Raw genomic sequence first — 16,488 nt, 5'->3', positions numbered from 1 at the left:
TCAAACTCAGCACGCCCTAGATGTTGTAATTCATTTCAACGATTGGCGCTAGCCTTGGCGCAACACTTGTGCGGTTTTTGCGTCTTTTATTTCACTTGGTTTATCTCGACCACCCGTCTCACCTCGGAGCAAAACGACTTGGGTGTGGCCCAACTGTTGCTCTACTTCTTGGTTGGTTTTACATGGCGGCTGTCCGGTTAGGTTAGCACTGGTTGACGTAATGGGTTTTCCAAATGCTGAACACACCTGCTGTACTAGTGGGTGGTCTGTTACGCGTACTGCAATTGAGTCAAACTGGCCTGATACCCAGTTCGAAACCTTATCACTGGCCGGCATTATCCAAGTGACTGGCCCTGGCCAAGAGGCATGCACGGCTTGGAGCTGCTCTTTAGTCAGCTGACTTTCATCGATATAAGGAAGCAGTTGCTGATAGTCGCCTGCAATCAAGATCAGCCCCTTTTCTACTGGTCGCTGTTTTACCGCCAACAGCTTTTGCACCGCTTGGGCATTATCTGGATCACAACCCACACCAAAAACCCCTTCGGTTGGGTAGGCAATCACTTCACCTTGCTGCAGTGCTCGCAGTGCCTGTTCAAAATTCTCCACGCTGGCTTCCTATCTATCTATGATTTTCAGGCCAGAGTGTACAAACTAATTCCGCTGCTGACTAAATCTATTTGTTTATAAAATATGTCAGATCTTAACCGACACTCACGCAAACGTTTTCCTTGTCACAAAATCTACGTATAATGCGCGCAAATTATCAGCGCATCCAATTTAACGCTTTGAAGGAGTTTGAGATGAAAGTCGGTATCATCATGGGTTCTAAATCTGACTGGCCTACCATGAAACTTGCAGCAGACATGCTGGACAAGTTTGGTGTTGAGTACGAAACAAAAGTGGTTTCTGCTCACCGTACTCCACAACTGCTTGCTGACTACGCAAATGGTGCAAAAGATCGTGGCATTAAAGTGATCATCGCTGGTGCTGGCGGCGCAGCTCACCTTCCAGGTATGGCGGCAGCATTTACTAGCCTACCAGTACTTGGTGTTCCTGTTCAGTCTCGTGCTCTTAAAGGCATGGACTCTCTACTATCTATCGTACAGATGCCTAAAGGCATCGCAGTAGGTACTCTGGCTATCGGTGAAGCAGGTGCGGCAAACGCAGGTATCCTAGCGGCGCAGATCCTAGGTACGCACGATGAAGCGATCATGGCAAAAGTTGAAGCGTTCCGCGCTGAGCAAACTGAAACGGTTCTAGCGAACCCAAACCCAGCTGAGGACTAATCCCATGCACGTGCTGGTACTAGGTGCTGGTCAGCTGGCTCGAATGATGTCACTTGCTGGCGCACCACTAAATATCAAGATCTCTGCATTTGATGTGGGCAGCGAGAATATCGTGCACCCACTGACGCAGCAGGTGATCGGTAACGGCCTGCAAGCCGCTATCGATAGTGCTGATGTGATCACGGCTGAGTTTGAACATATCCCTCACGATGTGCTGGATGTGTGTGAGAAGAGCGGCAAGTTCTACCCAACCACTGACGCTATCAAAGCCGGTGGTGATCGCCGCATTGAAAAAGCACTACTCGATAATGCGGGTGTGAAGAATGCGAAGTATGCAGTGATCGAGACTCGTGAAGATTTCGATAAGGCGATTGCCCATGTTGGCATCCCTATGGTGCTGAAAAGTGCTCTAGGTGGTTACGACGGTAAAGGTCAATGGCGTCTAAAAGATGCTGCCGATGCGGATCAGATCTGGACTGAAATGGCGCAGTGCATTGCAGACACCCCAACTCAAGCTATCGTTGCTGAAGAGTTTGTGCCTTTCTGCCGTGAGGTTTCTCTGGTCGGTGCTCGCAACCAAGAAGACGAGATTGCGGTTTACCCGCTGGCTGAGAACGTACACACCAATGGCGTACTAAGCCTATCAACCGCTATTGAAGATGAAACACTGCAAGCACAAGCGAAGCAGATGTTCACAGCGGTAGCAGAAAGCCTCGATTATGTTGGCGTGCTTGCACTTGAGTTCTTCGATGTAAAAGGTGAGCTACTGGTTAACGAGATTGCGCCGCGCGTACACAACTCGGGTCACTGGAGCCAACAAGGCGCATCGGTTTGTCAGTTTGAGAACCACCTACGTGCGGTATGCGGTATGCCTTTGGGTGATACTCGTCTACTACGCCCAACAGCGATGGTGAACATTCTCGGTGAAGACACGCTGCCAGAAGAAGTATTGGCAATGCCAAGCTGTCATATCCACTGGTACGGCAAAGATAAACGTCCTGGTCGTAAGATGGGGCATATCAACGTATCGGCGGATAGTCAGCAAGCGCTACAACAAGCACTGCTTGAGCTTGGTCAGGTACTAAGTGCCGAGGCTTTCCCGGCACTGCCTCGCTAAGCAAATAACTTAGATGATATAGAAACGGCGCATCGAATGATGCGCCGTTTTTTTCAGGTTTTATGCTTGGGTGTGCTGACACTTACGATCTGCACATTGCAGCTTAATGCCACTGGCGAGCTTCTTCTCAATTAAGAGTGGGAACTGGCACTTCGAGCAGACCCCACGCATTGGTTTGTGATTGACCGCAAACTTGCATTTAGGGTACTGATCGCAAGCATAAAAAGTTTTACCATAACGAGATTTACGCTCGGTTAATTGGCCTTTACCACACTCAGGGCAAGCGACCTCGAGTTGTGATTTTTCAGTTGGCTGATCCAAAGACTCGATGTGCTGACACTGCGGATAAGCACTGCATCCAATGAACATACCGTAGCGGCCTTGGCGAAGCAGGAGTTCGTTACCACACTCTGGACATGGAACACCAAGTTCTTTGACCACGTGACCATCATTTTGATGCAGGGGCTGAATATAGTCACAACTTGGGTAGTTTCCACAGCCAAGAAATGGGCCGTGCTTGCCATGTTTCAGGCTCAACTTACCATCACACTGGGGGCAATCTTGGCTCTCTAGTGCGTGTTCATGAGCCGAAAATAGGCTGTGATCGATTTTACCGCTCAATTAATGCAGCACTCCAGTTTCTGTGGTGTACAACAACTCTTCCATCTGGGTGTACGCATTTTCATTGCCAGGTACATTAAACAACACCAACAATACAATCCACTTTAGATCATCGAGTTGGAAGTCCTGTGTTTCCAATCCCATGACTCGGTCTAGGACTAACTCACGAGTTTCGTTCGTCAGCACTTTGACCTGCTCTAAGAACAACAAAAAGCCACGACACTCAATATCTAGGCGCATGCACTCTTTATCGGTATAAATACGTGTCGAAGTCGACGACCCCGTTGCAATGGCAGATTGAGCATCGGTTTGCTGCAATGCAGCCAACTCTTCTAACCAATTCAGGGCTTTGTAAATTTCATCTTGGTGGAAACCAGCGCGTTTAAGCTCATCTTCCAGCTCATCTTGGTCGACATTCAGCTCCACATCGCTGTGGATGTATGTCTCGAATAGATACATCAGAATATCCATCATAGCTAGCCCCTCCCCTTTCGAATATAGCCACCAGGTACAGCAGCAACGTGCCCATCGAGCTCAAGCTCCAGCAGTTGCATCATGACTTCATGCACAGGTATATGGGTGCGCTGTGCAAGAATATCAACGGGTGTTGGTTCAAACCCTACGTTAGCCATTAGTTGAGGAAATGGCAATTCTTGTACATCGTCTTCTACTTCAAATATAGATGTTTGTTGGCTTATTGACCATGTCACCAAAGATTCAACTTCTTCGAGTAACTGTTGACTACACTGGATAAGCGAAGCGCCATCTCTTATCAAGTCGTTACACCCTCGTGCGTTGGGGTTATGAATGGAACCGGGTAAGGCAAACACCTCTCGCCCTTGCTCCAGTGCGTATCTTGCGGTGATGAGAGAGCCACTCTTTTGCGCTGCTTCAATCACCAGCACCCCAGCAGATAAGCCACTGATAATTCGATTGCGACGTGGAAAGAAATCCGCTCTTGGCGGTGTATCGGGTGGCAATTCTGATACCAAGGCACCATTTTCTGCAACTTGCTGAGATAACCGCTTATGTTTAGCTGGGTAGAGCCTATTGAGCCCACAACCTAGTGCGGCGACCGTCGTGCCTTGCGCATCAAGTGCACCTTTATGTGCTCGGCCATCAATGCCTAACGCTAAGCCACTGGTGATGGTGAACCCGCTTTTTGCTAAGTGGTGGGCAAAATGGTAAGCGTTGTCGAGCCCATCCGGAGAGGCGTTACGACTGCCGACAATGGCTATCTGTGGCTGCTTTAAGGTATCTAGGTCACCTTTGACGTATAGCACCGGAGGCGCTGCTGGCGCCTGTGCCAGCAATGGCGGATAGTGCACGCTGTCTAGGGTAATAATGTGATGCTCTGTACTCGCTTGTTGCCACTCCAGTGCACTCACAACACTGGGGTGATTGTGATCTGACACTACCTTAGTTTGAGTGGTTGATAAGCCGTAGGTGGCAAGCTCGCTTTGATCGGCGGCAGCTAACTGCTTGGCACCGACTTTAGCCACCAGTTTGGCGACCTTTACAGCGCCTAAACCGGGAGCGGCGCACAAGCGAATCCAAATATCAGGTGAATTCACTCTTGCGTCTCAGGGGCTATCAACAGGGTCTGATTGGCGATCGGCTGATGACTGGCGGTGACTTTAGCCAAACTGTAGTGATGATAACTTTTAAGCACCATCGCCAAACCTAAAGTCTGATTGGGCAGACTGGCTAACTCTTGTGACTCAACTAGCCGAAACACTTGGCCTAATTCAATCCCGTCGGCATAACCTTTGTCTATCACCACGATGGCGTCTTGGTAGCTGTAGTGACTATTCTCAGTATTACCCAAAATGGTCGCTGTCAGCTCTGATGGTGCAGGCGTTGGCTCGATAGGTTCATCCGTCGACAACAATACGGGAAGTACCCAATCCCCAGCTTTGACTTCCAAGGTATTGCCTTCAATTTGTGCAATCCGACTTTGGTTATCTTTTATATCGACTAGGGTAACGCTGCCAAGTTGCTTTAATACCAACATGTCGTCATCGCGCCCTATTACTGAATGTGTTGAGACGGTTCGGTAGATGGCATAGCGAGTATTTTCTACCGCATGCTGAAGGTGCACCAAGTCGCCAGCACTAAATAGAGTGCGTTGATTAAGGCCCGATTCAATCTGATTCGCACCTTCTAGATCGCTTGATGACACCAACCTGATTCGCTGTATTTGCTGCTCAGTTTGTGAATTGATCACGGGAGCGATCGCCACAGTATTGGGGGCATCTTGTCTGGATAAGCGCAGCGTCGGCACGCCATCTTTCCAAGTTAACCACAAGCTATCACCGGGATAGATAAGATGGGGATTTTGAATGTACTGATTTGCTTGCCAAAGCTCGGGCCAACGCCATGGAGATTTGAGATACAGCTCGGAAATATCCCACAAAGTGTCGCCTTTTTTAATCGTGTATTGGCTGGGTGCGTCTTGGCGAAAATCTAAGCTGCCTGCCCAGGCAAGACTATTGCTCATCAGGCATGCTAAACTGATGCTCATAACACGGCTAACCTTGCTCAATTTCCCTTTCATCCCAATAGCTCCCTAGCGGCAGATTGCTTTGGATGCTGTCATTTGGGGTATAAAATGTCTAGAATTGAGCCAATCAGGATTTAGCTGCTTCGGCACAGTTCAACATTTAGAGTGTATATGTCTGTATTACAAGTATTAACTTTCCCGGACGAGCGTCTACGTACCGTCGCCAAACCGGTAGAAGAAGTCACCCCAGAAATTCAAACCATCGTTGATGACATGATTGAAACCATGTACGACGAAGAAGGTATCGGCCTTGCGGCTACTCAAGTAGATATCCACCAGCGTATCGTGGTTATTGATATCTCTGAGACTCGTGATGAGCCGATGGTGCTTATCAACCCAGAGATCACCGACAAGCGCGGCGAAGATGGCATTGAAGAAGGCTGTCTATCGGTACCGGGCGCTCGCGCACTGGTTGCTCGTGCATCAGAAGTTTCAGTAAAAGCACTGAACCGTGAAGGTGAAGAGTTCACTTTCGAAGCGGATGATCTGCTAGCTATCTGTGTTCAGCATGAGCTTGACCACCTAGAAGGCAAGCTGTTCGTTGATTACCTATCGCCGCTTAAGCGCAAGCGTATTAAAGATAAGCTAGAAAAAATCAAACGTTTCAACGAAAAAAACAAATAATCACGAGGTTACCTTGAGCCAGTCACTACGTATTGTCTTTGCAGGTACTCCGGACTTCGCCGCCCGCCACTTGGCGGCGTTGTTGTCTTCGGAGCACGAAGTTATTGCAGTTTACACCCAGCCAGACCGCCCAGCGGGTCGTGGCAAGAAGCTAACTGCTAGTCCAGTGAAAAACATCGCGCTGGAAAACAACATTCCGGTTTATCAGCCAGAGAACTTTAAATCTGATGAAGCGAAACAGCAGCTTGCTGAACTAAACGCTGACATCATGGTTGTCGTAGCGTATGGCCTACTGCTGCCTCAAGTGGTTCTTGATACCCCTCGTCTTGGCTGCATCAACGTGCACGGTTCTATCCTGCCTCGCTGGCGTGGTGCTGCGCCGATCCAACGCTCAATCTGGGCGGGTGATAACGAGACAGGCGTGACTATCATGCAGATGGATATCGGTCTAGATACTGGTGATATGCTAAAGATTGCTACCACCCCTATCGATGCAACGGACACCAGCGCTTCTATGTATGAAAAGCTGGCAAAACTTGGTCCGACCGCAATGGTTGAGTGTCTAGCAGATATCGCTGCAGGCACTGCTGTTGCAACCAAGCAAGATGATGAGCTGGCTAACTATGCCAAGAAACTAAGCAAAGAAGAAGCGCTTATCGACTGGCAAGATGATGCTGAGCATATCGAGCGTTGCGTGCGTGCATTTAACCCGTGGCCGATGAGCTACTTTATCGTTTCCGATCAAAACGTCAAAGTGTGGCAGAGCCGAGTGGAAGCTGAGTCTTCAGATAAGCCTGCTGGCGCCATCTTGAAAGCTGATAAGACAGGTATCTATGTGGCAACTGGCAAACAAGTGCTAGTACTAGAACAGTTACAGGTACCGGGTAAGAAAGCGATGTCAGTACAAGATATCCTAAACGCCCGCAGCAGCTGGTTTGAAGTTGGCAGTCAGCTACCCCTTAAGCGAGAGAACTAATGAACGTACGTGCCGCCGCAGCCAAAGTGCTGTTTCAAGTAGTGGATCAAGGACAGTCCCTATCTAACGTATTGCCTGTTGCTCAACAGGAAATCCGCCCAAGAGACCATGCGCTGTTGCAAGAGATTTGCTACGGCGTATTGCGCTACCTGCCACGCTTAGAGTCGACCACCAATGAGTTGATGGATAAGCCGTTAAAAGGCAAACAGCGTGTGTTCCACTTCCTGATTTTGGTGGGCATCTACCAACTGAGCTTTATGCGTATCCCAGCTCACGCTGCTGTCGGTGAAACGGTTGAAGGCACCAAAACGCTGAAAGGTCCACGTCTACGTGGTCTTATCAATGCTGTACTGCGCAACTACCAGCGCAGCCAAGAAGAGCTGGATCAGAAAGCCGTATCTCACGATGCTGGCAAATATGGTCACCCAAGCTGGCTGCTTAAGCTACTGCGTGAAGCCTACCCAGAAAGCTGGGAGCAGATCGTTGAAGCCAATAACCACAAGGCACCAATGTGGCTGCGTGTAAACAGCCAACACCATGACCGAGCGGCGTACCTTGAACTGCTCAAAAATGAAAACATTGAAGCCACTGAGCACAGCCAAGCAAGCGATGCGCTAAAGTTGGCGTCGCCAACCGATGTGTACAACCTGCCAGGCTTTGAGCAAGGTTGGGTATCGGTACAAGATGCGGCCGCTCAGTTATCGGCTGAGTACTTAACACCAAAAGCGGGTGAGCTGATCCTAGATTGCTGCGCAGCTCCGGGTGGTAAAACGGCGCATATCCTTGAGCGTACCGACAACCAAGCCGAGGTGGTTGCGATCGATTGTGACGAGACTCGTCTAAAGCGTGTTTACGATAATCTTGAGCGTCTTAACCTGAAAGCAAAAGTAGTATGTGGTGATGCACGTACCCCAAGTGAGTGGTGGCAAGGCGAGCAGTTTGATCGCATCTTGCTCGATGCGCCTTGTTCTGCGACTGGTGTGATTCGTCGTCATCCAGATATCAAGTGGCTACGTCGTGGCAGCGATATTGAGGCGCTGGCAACACTCCAGAGCGAAATTATCGACGCAATGTGGCAACAGCTGAAGCCGGGCGGTACGCTAGTCTATGCGACCTGTTCTATCACTCCGCAAGAGAATAGCCAGCAGGTGAAAGCGTTCCTTGCACGTAAGGATGATGCCACGCTTATCGACTCTGACCCAAGCAACCCGGGTCGTCAGATCCTACCGGGTGAAGAAGATATGGATGGCTTCTACTACGCAGTGCTGCGTAAGGCAGATTAAGTCAGTGGCGTAATGCCACGACAAAACGAACAACAGGTGAAGGATGAAAATCATCATTTTGGGTGCTGGCCAAGTTGGCGGTACTTTGGCGGAAAACTTAGTCGGCGAAAACAATGACATCACGGTCGTTGACCGAGACAGTGAGCGCCTACGAGAGCTGCAAGACAAATACGACCTTCGAGTAGTAAATGGTCATGCAAGCCACCCAGAAACCCTGCAAGAGGCAGGTGCTCAAGATGCTGATATGTTGGTGGCGGTCACCAATACCGATGAGACCAATATGGCGGCTTGTCAGGTCGCCTTCACCCTGTTCAACACCCCTAACCGAGTGGCACGTATTCGCTCGCCTCAATATCTCGCACAAAAAGATGCCCTATTTCAATCCGGTGCGATTCCGGTCGATCACCTAATCGCTCCCGAAGAGCTAGTGACCAGCTATGTTGAGCGCCTGATCCAATACCCTGGTGCACTACAAGTGGTGAGCTTTGCCGAACGCAAAGTCAGCCTAGTGGCAGTGAAAGCCTACTACGGTGGTCCATTAGTGGGTAATGCACTGTCGACCTTACGTGAGCACATGCCGCACATCGATACCCGTGTGGCGGCTATTTTCCGTCAAGGGCGTCCAATTCGTCCGCAAGGCACCACCATCATTGAAGCCGATGACGAAGTGTTCTTCGTCGCAGCCAGCAACCACATTCGCTCAGTAATGAGTGAAATGCAGCGCCTCGAAAAACCGTATCGCCGCATCATGATTGTTGGCGGTGGTAACATCGGCTCAAGCTTGGCTAAGCGCCTTGAGAGTCAGTACAGCGTTAAGCTGATAGAACGCAACTTACCGCGCGCCGAAAAGCTCTCCGAACAGTTAGAAAATACCATCGTCTTTTGTGGTGATGCTGCAGACCAAGAGCTACTGACCGAAGAGAACATCGACCAAGTTGACGTATTTATCGCGCTAACCAACGAAGATGAAACCAACATCATGTCTGCGATGCTGGCGAAACGTCTGGGCGCTAAAAAAGTCATGGTGCTTATCCAGCGTGGTGCTTACGTTGATCTAGTTCAAGGTGGTGCCATCGATGTGGCGATCTCACCTCAGCAAGCGACCATTTCTGCCTTGCTTACTCACGTACGACGAGCGGATATCGTAAACGTATCCTCTCTGCGCCGAGGGGCCGCTGAAGCCATTGAAGCCATCGCTCACGGTGATGAAACCACCTCTAAAGTGGTCGGCCGTGCCGTGGGTGACATCAAATTACCACCGGGTACAACCATTGGTGCAATTGTACGTGGTGAAGAAGTGCTCATCGCCCATGACCGCACGGTTATCGAACAAGACGATCACGTGGTGATGTTCTTAGTCGATAAGAAATACGTGCCAGAAGTGGAGCGCCTGTTCCAACCGAGCCCGTTCTTCCTCTAATCGCATTGACGCTGCGTTAGCCACAAAACAAAACTGGTCAGTAAGCATGGTGAATTTTCGTCCGATACTGTTTGTCATTGGTTTGGTGTTGTCTAAGCTGGCGCTGTTTATGTATGTGCCAACCGCCGTCGCCTTTTTTACCGGCACTGGCGGCTTCATCGAATTTGGCCAATCGGTCATCATCTTGCACAGCGTCGCCTTTGTTTGCTTAACTATTGGTCGAACCGCCAAGTTTCGACTTGGGGTACGCGATATGTTTTTGATCACCTCTTTGGTGTGGACTATCGCCAGCGCCTTCGCAGCTTTGCCGTTTGTATTTATCAATCACATCAGCTTTACCGATGCCTACTTTGAAACCATGTCCGGCATCACCACAACCGGTTCAACCGTATTAAGCGGTCTCGATACCATGGCACCGAGCATCTTATTGTGGCGCTCGATTTTGCAGTGGTTAGGTGGCATCGGTTTTATCGTTATGGGCGTGGCTATTTTGCCAATGCTCAATGTTGGCGGGATGCGACTGTTTCAAACCGAATCTTCTGATTGGTCAGAGAAGAGTTCGCCACGTATGAAGAACGTAGCGATCAACATTGTTAACGTCTACCTCTGTTTGACCTTGCTATGTATTCTTGGCTATCTGCTAACTGGCATGAACCTGTTTGATGCCATCAATCACGCTTTTACCACCCTATCCACGGGTGGCTACTCCACCTCCGATGGTTCTATGAATCATTTCAGCAATGGTGCTCACTGGGTTGGTACTCTGTTTATGTATCTGGGGGGACTGCCGTTCTTGCTGTTTGTCGTGGCACTCAAAAAACGCCAAGCCAGCAGTTTAATTAATGATGCCCAGGTCAGAGGCTTTACTTACCTAGTATTAGGATGTGCATTGGTGGTGGCGACTTGGCTATGGTTGCACAACGGCTATACCATCCTTGATGCACTACGGGTCTCTTTATTCAATATCATTTCCGTGGTGACGACCACTGGGTTTGGCTTAGAAGATTTCGGAGCTTGGGGCGCACTGCCTACGGTACTGTTCGCCTTTTTATTGATGGCGGGTGGGTGCTCTGGTTCAACGGCTGGCGGCATCAAGGTATTTCGTTTTCAAATCGCTATCACTTTGCTGAACAAGCAGATGCTGCGTTTGGTGCATCCGTCTGGGGTATTTGTGCAAAAATACAATCAACGCCCAGTGAATGACGATATCGTGCGCTCGGTGGTGGCTTTTGCCCTGACGTTTTTTATTACCATCATCACCATTGCCGCCATCTTGAGTACGCTAGGACTTGATCCTGTCACCAGTATCTCCGGCGCGGTAACAGCGGTCGCCAATGTAGGGCCGGGAATGGGCTCAGTGATTGGCCCAACGGGGAACTTTGCCCCATTACCAGATGCAGCCAAATGGGTATTAAGTATTGGTATGCTGATGGGGAGGCTTGAGATCCTTACCCTTTTAGTGCTGTTTTTCCCTGCGTTTTGGCGTCGCTAGACGGGAGTGACAAACCAATAAATCGCAAAGAAATGGCAAGCGCAGCCGGCGAGAACAAACCCATGCCAAATCGCATGGTTGTATGGGATGCGTTTATTCACATAGAAAATCACCCCCAACGAATAAACGATGCCACCTACCGCTAGCAAGGTGAGCCCGCCGATATCTAGATGCAGCGCCAACTGATATATCACGATCAATGACAGCCAACCCATGGCTAAATAACTCACCAGCGATAAGCGCTTAAAACGATATACAAAGGCGATCTTGAGCAATATGCCAACCAGCGCAATGCTCCAAATCACTATCATCAGCCCAATCGCCAAAGGGGTACGAAGACTGACCAACAAAAAGGGCGTGTAACTGCCTGCAATCAATAAATAGATAGCACAATGATCTAAGGTCTTTAACCAACGTTTGGCTTTGGGGTAACTGATAGCGTGGTATAAAGTCGAAGCAAGAAACAGCAAAATAATGCTGCCACCATAGATACTCATACTGGTGATGGTCACAGGGTCGGCATTGTGGGATACCGACTTAATCAGCAGAAAAATCAGCCCGATAATGCCAAAAATGATGCCAAGTGCATGGGTAAGAGCGTTGATTAGCTCTTCTTTCTTGCTGTATTCAGCGGCTGTAGCAACAGACATACCGACCCCTCAAAACGTGACTGAGGCATCAGTATGTCATATTGAGCGTACAAGTGTAAGCTAAAATTTTAGGTGGTCTGATCCAAATAATTTAGCACTTGTTCACCCGCTTGCTCAGGTGTCACTTGAGAGTCGATTTCGAGGTGGCGTTTTAACTCACCAGTGCCTAGGAAACTGGACAGCAAACCGGAAAGACCTTTCTTCTGACGATCAATTTCAAACCACAGCTTGATACTGTTCTCGTCGCGATAAGCCACGATTTCCAACTCTCGCCACACCCCGTGATACGGCCCTGTGGTTGGCACGAACTCAAACTCTTGAACAAAAGGAAGTTCAAAGCCTTTCGCCGCTTCGCACTCAACTTGACGAATGCGTAAGCCCTGCTCTTCGAGTGCCTTGAAAATGCCATCCATCACAGGATCGGGACGCACCGTCAAAACATCTTTATCCGAAGGGTCAATCGCTAACTTAATGTCTAAGCCAGTGTCCAGCCATACCTTGGCATCCCCAATGGTCACTGGGGTGTTCCATGGCATATCGAGCTCAACTTCAAACTCTCGTTCCGAGCTCGGTTCAATGGTAAATGCGTAAGGAAGTTGCCAAGAGGCTAAAACATAGGTGCGCTTCTGACGCTCTTTTCGGCGACTATCACTATCGCCACGCTCTACTTCAACTTCCTCCACGTACTGACAGCACAGTTTTACGTCTATGTTATCGATCTCTTGCGCCGTTGAGCCGCCATAAACATGAATAGTCGCATGAAGTTTTTCCCCAGGGATCAGGGTCTCTTGGCTGATCACGGTATCCACTTTTGCACTGCCGATACCAAAACTTGCGAGTGTTTTTTTAAAAAAGGACATAGCCACTCCTTGAATACAAACTAGCCAACAGACTTCATATTAATCTGCCTTATTCACTTGGCGCAATGCTATCTCATCAAACAATAGTGGTGAAAAAAACAGCAAAAAACAGTGTTTCTTTCTCGCGGATAGGCTGATTAAATGTTATGCTTTTTTCTTGACCGCACTATAAACACATTGAGTTTATGCCGTGGTTGAGAATCCCTAATTATTTGGGTCGGATGGGCACAAGCCAGAAGAGATTGCTTCTCCAAAAATAATTAGGCCATAACATTGGCAAAGGATCGCCTGACTGTTAGGTAAAACAATGCGACCAACAACCGTCAGGTTTAACAACACTCGAGCGAGTGCATCTCGCCGTCGTTGCAGTGCTGTTGCAGCACCTGTAGCGAAACAAGCAGCGCCTCAAGTATCACTGGTTCAACGCAATGCAATCTCTGCAGCAGCCAAAGACCCATCGATCAAAGCGGCATAACTAAAAAGCGCAGCCTAAAACTGCGCTTTTTTATTGGCGGTAATTTTGGTAGTTTAGTGACCTAGATCAAACTCTGAATGCTCAACTCAGAGTGAAAACTACAATAACTAACGTCCAAGAAGATTGTCAGGAGTAAAGTCATGAAGTGTCATCGCGTCAATGAGGTTATCGAGCTTATCCACCCAGAGTGGCAAAAAGATCCTGAGATGAACTTACTAGAGTTCATCCAAAAGCTCGCTCAAGAAGCCGGTTACGAAGGCAAATTAGAAGATCTGACCGATGATGTGCTTATCTACCATCTAAAAATGCGCAACAGTGCCAAAGATGAAATGATCCCTGGTCTGAAAAAAGACCAAGAAGACGATTTCAAGACCGCCATTCTTAAAGCGCGCGGTGTTATCTAAATCGACCCTGTTGATCACGAAGCGACCCTCTTGGTCGCTTTTTTTGATCTTAACCCTAAATTTTATAAATAACATTTTTCCCAAAGCATGATAGCGCTAAAGAAAATTAGCATGCTCTAAATGTATACTTCCCCTCCAAGAGCGCACTAAAGCGCCAAGTAAAACAACAATTAAAGTAATGTCGGAAATGCAGCTGTTACCACCAAGCCAAGCGTATGCAGCTTTCGGTGTAGCACTGCCTATAGCCAAGAAGGATTTGGACCCATGAGTCAAGACAACAAAATTGATGTCAAAGACGTAACTCCAAAAACGTTTAACCCCAAAACCCACAAAGGGAATAAAGACCGATTCAACCCAAGTAATCGGATCTATATTCGCGAAAGCAAAGGCACTTTTCAGAAACTTCGTCGTTATGGCGGCTGGTTCCTGTTACTGCTATTTGGACTGGTGCCATGGATACCTTACGGTGAGCGCCAAGCGATTTTGCTCGACATCGGCAATCAACAATTCAATTTCTTTGGTACCACCTTATACCCGCAAGATCTTACCTTGCTGGCGCTATTGTTTATGATCGCCGCCTTCGGCCTGTTCTTTATCACCACCTTTTTAGGTCGAGTCTGGTGTGGCTACCTCTGCCCACAAACCGTTTGGACCTTTATGTTTGTCTGGTTTGAGGAGAAGCTGGAAGGCTCGGCGAACAAACGTAGAAAGCAAGACTCGGGCAAGCTAACACCACAGCTCGCGGGGAAAAAAGCGCTCAAGCACGCAGCATGGTTTGGCATATCACTCATCACGGGCTTAACCTTCGTTGGCTACTTCGTGCCTATTGGTGAGCTCGTAGTGGATGTGGTCACTTTCAACGCTGCGTTCTGGCCTATGTTTTGGGTGCTGTTCTTTGCTATTTGTACCTACGCCAACGCAGGCTGGATGCGCTCGATCGTCTGTCTTCACATGTGTCCTTATGCTCGATTCCAATCCGCAATGTTTGATAAAGACACTTACATCGTAGGTTATGATGCCAAACGCGGTGAAACCCGTGGCCCACGCTCTCGCAAAGCTGATCCGGCCAAAATGGGTCTTGGCGATTGTATCGACTGTGACTTGTGTGTTCAGGTTTGTCCTACTGGCATCGATATTCGCGACGGTTTGCAATATGAGTGTATCAACTGTGGCGCCTGTATCGACGCGTGTAACGTCACCATGAAGCGGATGGGCTATGAACAAAACTTGATTAGCTACACCACAGAGCACCGCCTAGCAGGCAACAAAACTAAGGTTATGCGACCTAAGTTGCTGGGTTACGGTGCAGTATTGATCGCCATGTTGGCGCTGTTTGTATTCCAAGTGGTCAGTGTCGACCCTGCGGGCATGAGTGTACTGCGTGACCGAAACCAGCTCTACAAAGTGAATTCATCTGGGCTTATCGAAAACACATACACCCTTAAAGTGATCAATAAGACCCAATCAACCCAGCAATATCAGCTCTCGGTAGAAGGGCTGGATGGGGTCATTTGGTATGGTTCTCAACAAATCGATGTCAAACCTGGTGAAGTGTTCAGCTTACCGATGAGCTTGGGTATGGATGCTGACCAACTCAAGTCGCCGATCACCAACATTCGGTTTATACTCACCGACAGTAACCAATTCCAAGTTGAAGTCGAAAGTCGCTTCATCAACCAACTTTAAACTGGAAAGGGCTCAGCAATGAGCCCTTTTAATTTCATGTCCGAACCTGAATTTCACTTCTCTGCGCTAACCCCTGATTTCATGTGGTATGCGCTTGAGAGTATTGGCATTCGTGCCGAATCTGGCTTTTTAGCCCTTAATAGCTACGAAAACCGCGTTTACCAGTTTAGTGATGAAGATCGTAAGCGTTATGTGGTGAAGTTCTACCGACCACAGCGCTGGAGTGCTGAGCAAATTACCGAAGAGCACGAGTTTACGCTTGATCTGATAGAACAAGAGATCCCTGTTGCTCCCCCCATCAAAGTGAATGGAGATACATTGCACAACTATCAAGGCTATCTATTTGCCTTATTTGAGAGTGTGGGTGGACGCCAGTTTGAAGTCGACAATTTTGACCAGCTCGAAGGCGTAGGCCGCTTTTTAGGTCGTATCCACAAGGTAGGGCAAAACAAGCTATTCACTCATCGCCCGACCGTCGGCCTTGATGAATACCTGTACCAACCTAAAAAACTATTAGAGAACAGTAACCTGCTGCCTATGCATTTGGAAAATGCATTTTTTAGCGACCTAGACTTGCTGATCAAGCACATTGAGCCGCACTGGAGTGATAGTGCCACTTCGCTACGCCTTCACGGAGACTGCCACCCTGGCAATATCCTTTGGCGTGATGGCCCGATGTTTGTTGATTTGGATGATGCCCGTAACGGCCCTGCGGTCCAAGATATCTGGATGTTGCTCAACGGTGAGCGTCACGACAAACTGGCCCAGCTGGATACGATTCTCGAGGCGTATCAAGAATTTTGTGACTTTAACCCGTCAGAATTGAAACTGATCGAGCCGCTTCGTGGTCTACGAATGGTACATTACATGGCATGGTTGGCGAAGCGCTGGCACGATCCAGCATTTCCGGTGGCATTCCCTTGGTTTGCCGATGATAAATACTGGGAAGGCCAAGTCCTCGCCTTTAAGGAACAAATCGCAGCATTACAAGAATCACCGCTCAGCTTAACACCGCAGTGGTGATCAGCGAC

At 48.7% G+C, this 16,488-nt stretch carries 18 protein-coding genes; 11 read left to right on the top strand and 7 right to left on the bottom strand.

What is annotated here, in order from left to right:
- Positions 1–48: 48 nt before the first annotated feature.
- Positions 49–606 carry an L-threonylcarbamoyladenylate synthase type 1 TsaC gene (gene tsaC, locus J4N39_RS00165; protein ID WP_252020910.1) on the bottom strand — a complete coding sequence of 186 codons (558 nt, stop codon included), beginning with the start codon at positions 604–606 and terminating at the stop codon, positions 49–51.
- A gap of 194 nt (positions 607–800) precedes the next feature.
- On the opposite strand from tsaC, the gene purE reads away from it, so the two are divergent.
- Positions 801–1,286, top strand: coding sequence for a 5-(carboxyamino)imidazole ribonucleotide mutase (purE, locus tag J4N39_RS00160; RefSeq protein ID WP_252020908.1), 486 nt, complete (start codon positions 801–803; stop codon positions 1,284–1,286).
- Between the two features lie 4 nt (positions 1,287–1,290).
- Positions 1,291–2,403, top strand: a complete 1,113-nt coding sequence (locus tag J4N39_RS00155) for a 5-(carboxyamino)imidazole ribonucleotide synthase (RefSeq protein ID WP_252020906.1) — start codon at positions 1,291–1,293, stop codon at positions 2,401–2,403.
- A 60-nt stretch (positions 2,404–2,463) separates the two neighbouring features.
- On the opposite strand, the gene J4N39_RS00150 is transcribed toward J4N39_RS00155, so the two are convergent.
- The 4 genes from J4N39_RS00150 to J4N39_RS00135 are packed head-to-tail and all read right to left on the bottom strand — an operon-like array spanning position 2,464 to position 5,581.
- Entirely contained in the window at positions 2,464–3,024 is a 561-nt protein-coding gene (locus J4N39_RS00150; protein ID WP_252020904.1) for a DNA topoisomerase family protein, read from the bottom strand.
- A complete protein-coding gene (locus J4N39_RS00145) occupies positions 3,025–3,498 on the bottom strand; it encodes a DUF494 family protein (RefSeq protein WP_252020902.1) in 474 nt (157 codons plus the stop codon). It abuts the gene before it with no gap.
- A gap of 2 nt (positions 3,499–3,500) precedes the next feature.
- A complete protein-coding gene (dprA, locus tag J4N39_RS00140; protein WP_252020900.1) occupies positions 3,501–4,598 on the bottom strand; it encodes a DNA-processing protein DprA in 1,098 nt (365 codons plus the stop codon).
- Positions 4,595–5,581, bottom strand: a complete 987-nt coding sequence (locus J4N39_RS00135) for a LysM peptidoglycan-binding domain-containing protein (protein WP_252020898.1) — start codon at positions 5,579–5,581, stop codon at positions 4,595–4,597. Before J4N39_RS00135 ends, dprA begins: the two co-directional genes overlap by 4 nt.
- Positions 5,582–5,698: 117 nt before the next feature.
- On the opposite strand from J4N39_RS00135, the gene def reads away from it, so the two are divergent.
- From def to J4N39_RS00110, 5 genes are read left to right on the top strand one after another with little or no spacing between them, the layout of a single operon-like run.
- A complete protein-coding gene (gene def / locus J4N39_RS00130) occupies positions 5,699–6,211 on the top strand; it encodes a peptide deformylase (RefSeq protein ID WP_252020896.1) in 513 nt (170 codons plus the stop codon).
- A 13-nt stretch (positions 6,212–6,224) separates the two neighbouring features.
- Positions 6,225–7,187 carry a methionyl-tRNA formyltransferase gene (fmt, locus tag J4N39_RS00125; protein WP_252020894.1) on the top strand — a complete coding sequence of 321 codons (963 nt, stop codon included), beginning with the start codon at positions 6,225–6,227 and terminating at the stop codon, positions 7,185–7,187.
- The gene (gene rsmB, locus J4N39_RS00120; RefSeq protein ID WP_252020892.1) at positions 7,187–8,470 is read left to right on the top strand and encodes a 16S rRNA (cytosine(967)-C(5))-methyltransferase RsmB; all 1,284 of its coding nucleotides are present in this window, start codon (positions 7,187–7,189) and stop codon (positions 8,468–8,470) included. The genes fmt and rsmB overlap by 1 nt, the downstream gene beginning before the upstream one ends.
- Before the next feature lie 43 nt (positions 8,471–8,513).
- Positions 8,514–9,890: a Trk system potassium transporter TrkA gene (gene trkA / locus J4N39_RS00115; protein WP_252020889.1), complete on the top strand. Its 1,377-nt coding sequence runs from the start codon at positions 8,514–8,516 to the stop codon at positions 9,888–9,890.
- Between the two features lie 46 nt (positions 9,891–9,936).
- Positions 9,937–11,382 (top strand): TrkH family potassium uptake protein, encoded by a 1,446-nt coding sequence (locus J4N39_RS00110; RefSeq protein ID WP_252020887.1) that lies wholly within the window; start codon positions 9,937–9,939, stop codon positions 11,380–11,382.
- On the opposite strand, the gene trhA is transcribed toward J4N39_RS00110, so the two are convergent.
- Together trhA and J4N39_RS00100 are read right to left on the bottom strand one after the other, a co-directional pair.
- Entirely contained in the window at positions 11,379–12,032 is a 654-nt protein-coding gene (trhA, locus tag J4N39_RS00105; RefSeq protein WP_252020885.1) for a PAQR family membrane homeostasis protein TrhA, read from the bottom strand. The genes J4N39_RS00110 and trhA overlap by 4 nt on opposite strands.
- Before the next feature lie 68 nt (positions 12,033–12,100).
- On the bottom strand, positions 12,101–12,892 hold the full coding sequence (locus J4N39_RS00100) for a sporulation protein (RefSeq protein ID WP_252020883.1): 792 nt from the start codon (positions 12,890–12,892) through the stop codon (positions 12,101–12,103).
- Between the two features lie 307 nt (positions 12,893–13,199).
- Between J4N39_RS00100 and J4N39_RS00095 the strand changes: the two genes are divergently transcribed.
- The 4 genes from J4N39_RS00095 (at position 13,200) to J4N39_RS00080 (ending at position 16,480) form a co-directional block, all read left to right on the top strand.
- Positions 13,200–13,367: a hypothetical protein gene (locus J4N39_RS00095; protein ID WP_252020881.1), complete on the top strand. Its 168-nt coding sequence runs from the start codon at positions 13,200–13,202 to the stop codon at positions 13,365–13,367.
- Between the two features lie 140 nt (positions 13,368–13,507).
- Entirely contained in the window at positions 13,508–13,771 is a 264-nt protein-coding gene (locus J4N39_RS00090; protein WP_252020879.1) for a YihD family protein, read from the top strand.
- 264 nt (positions 13,772–14,035) lie between these two features.
- Positions 14,036–15,457, top strand: a complete 1,422-nt coding sequence (ccoG, locus tag J4N39_RS00085; RefSeq protein WP_252020877.1) for a cytochrome c oxidase accessory protein CcoG — start codon at positions 14,036–14,038, stop codon at positions 15,455–15,457.
- An 18-nt stretch (positions 15,458–15,475) separates the two neighbouring features.
- Positions 15,476–16,480, top strand: coding sequence for a serine/threonine protein kinase (locus J4N39_RS00080; protein WP_503063699.1), 1,005 nt, complete (start codon positions 15,476–15,478; stop codon positions 16,478–16,480).
- Positions 16,481–16,488 lie beyond the last annotated feature (8 nt).

It is taken from the genome of Vibrio sp. SCSIO 43136 (assembly GCF_023716565.1).
Classification (GTDB): domain Bacteria; phylum Pseudomonadota; class Gammaproteobacteria; order Enterobacterales; family Vibrionaceae; genus Vibrio.
Note: the sequence above shows the minus strand (reverse complement) of the source record. Positions and strands in the feature narration are given on the sequence as shown.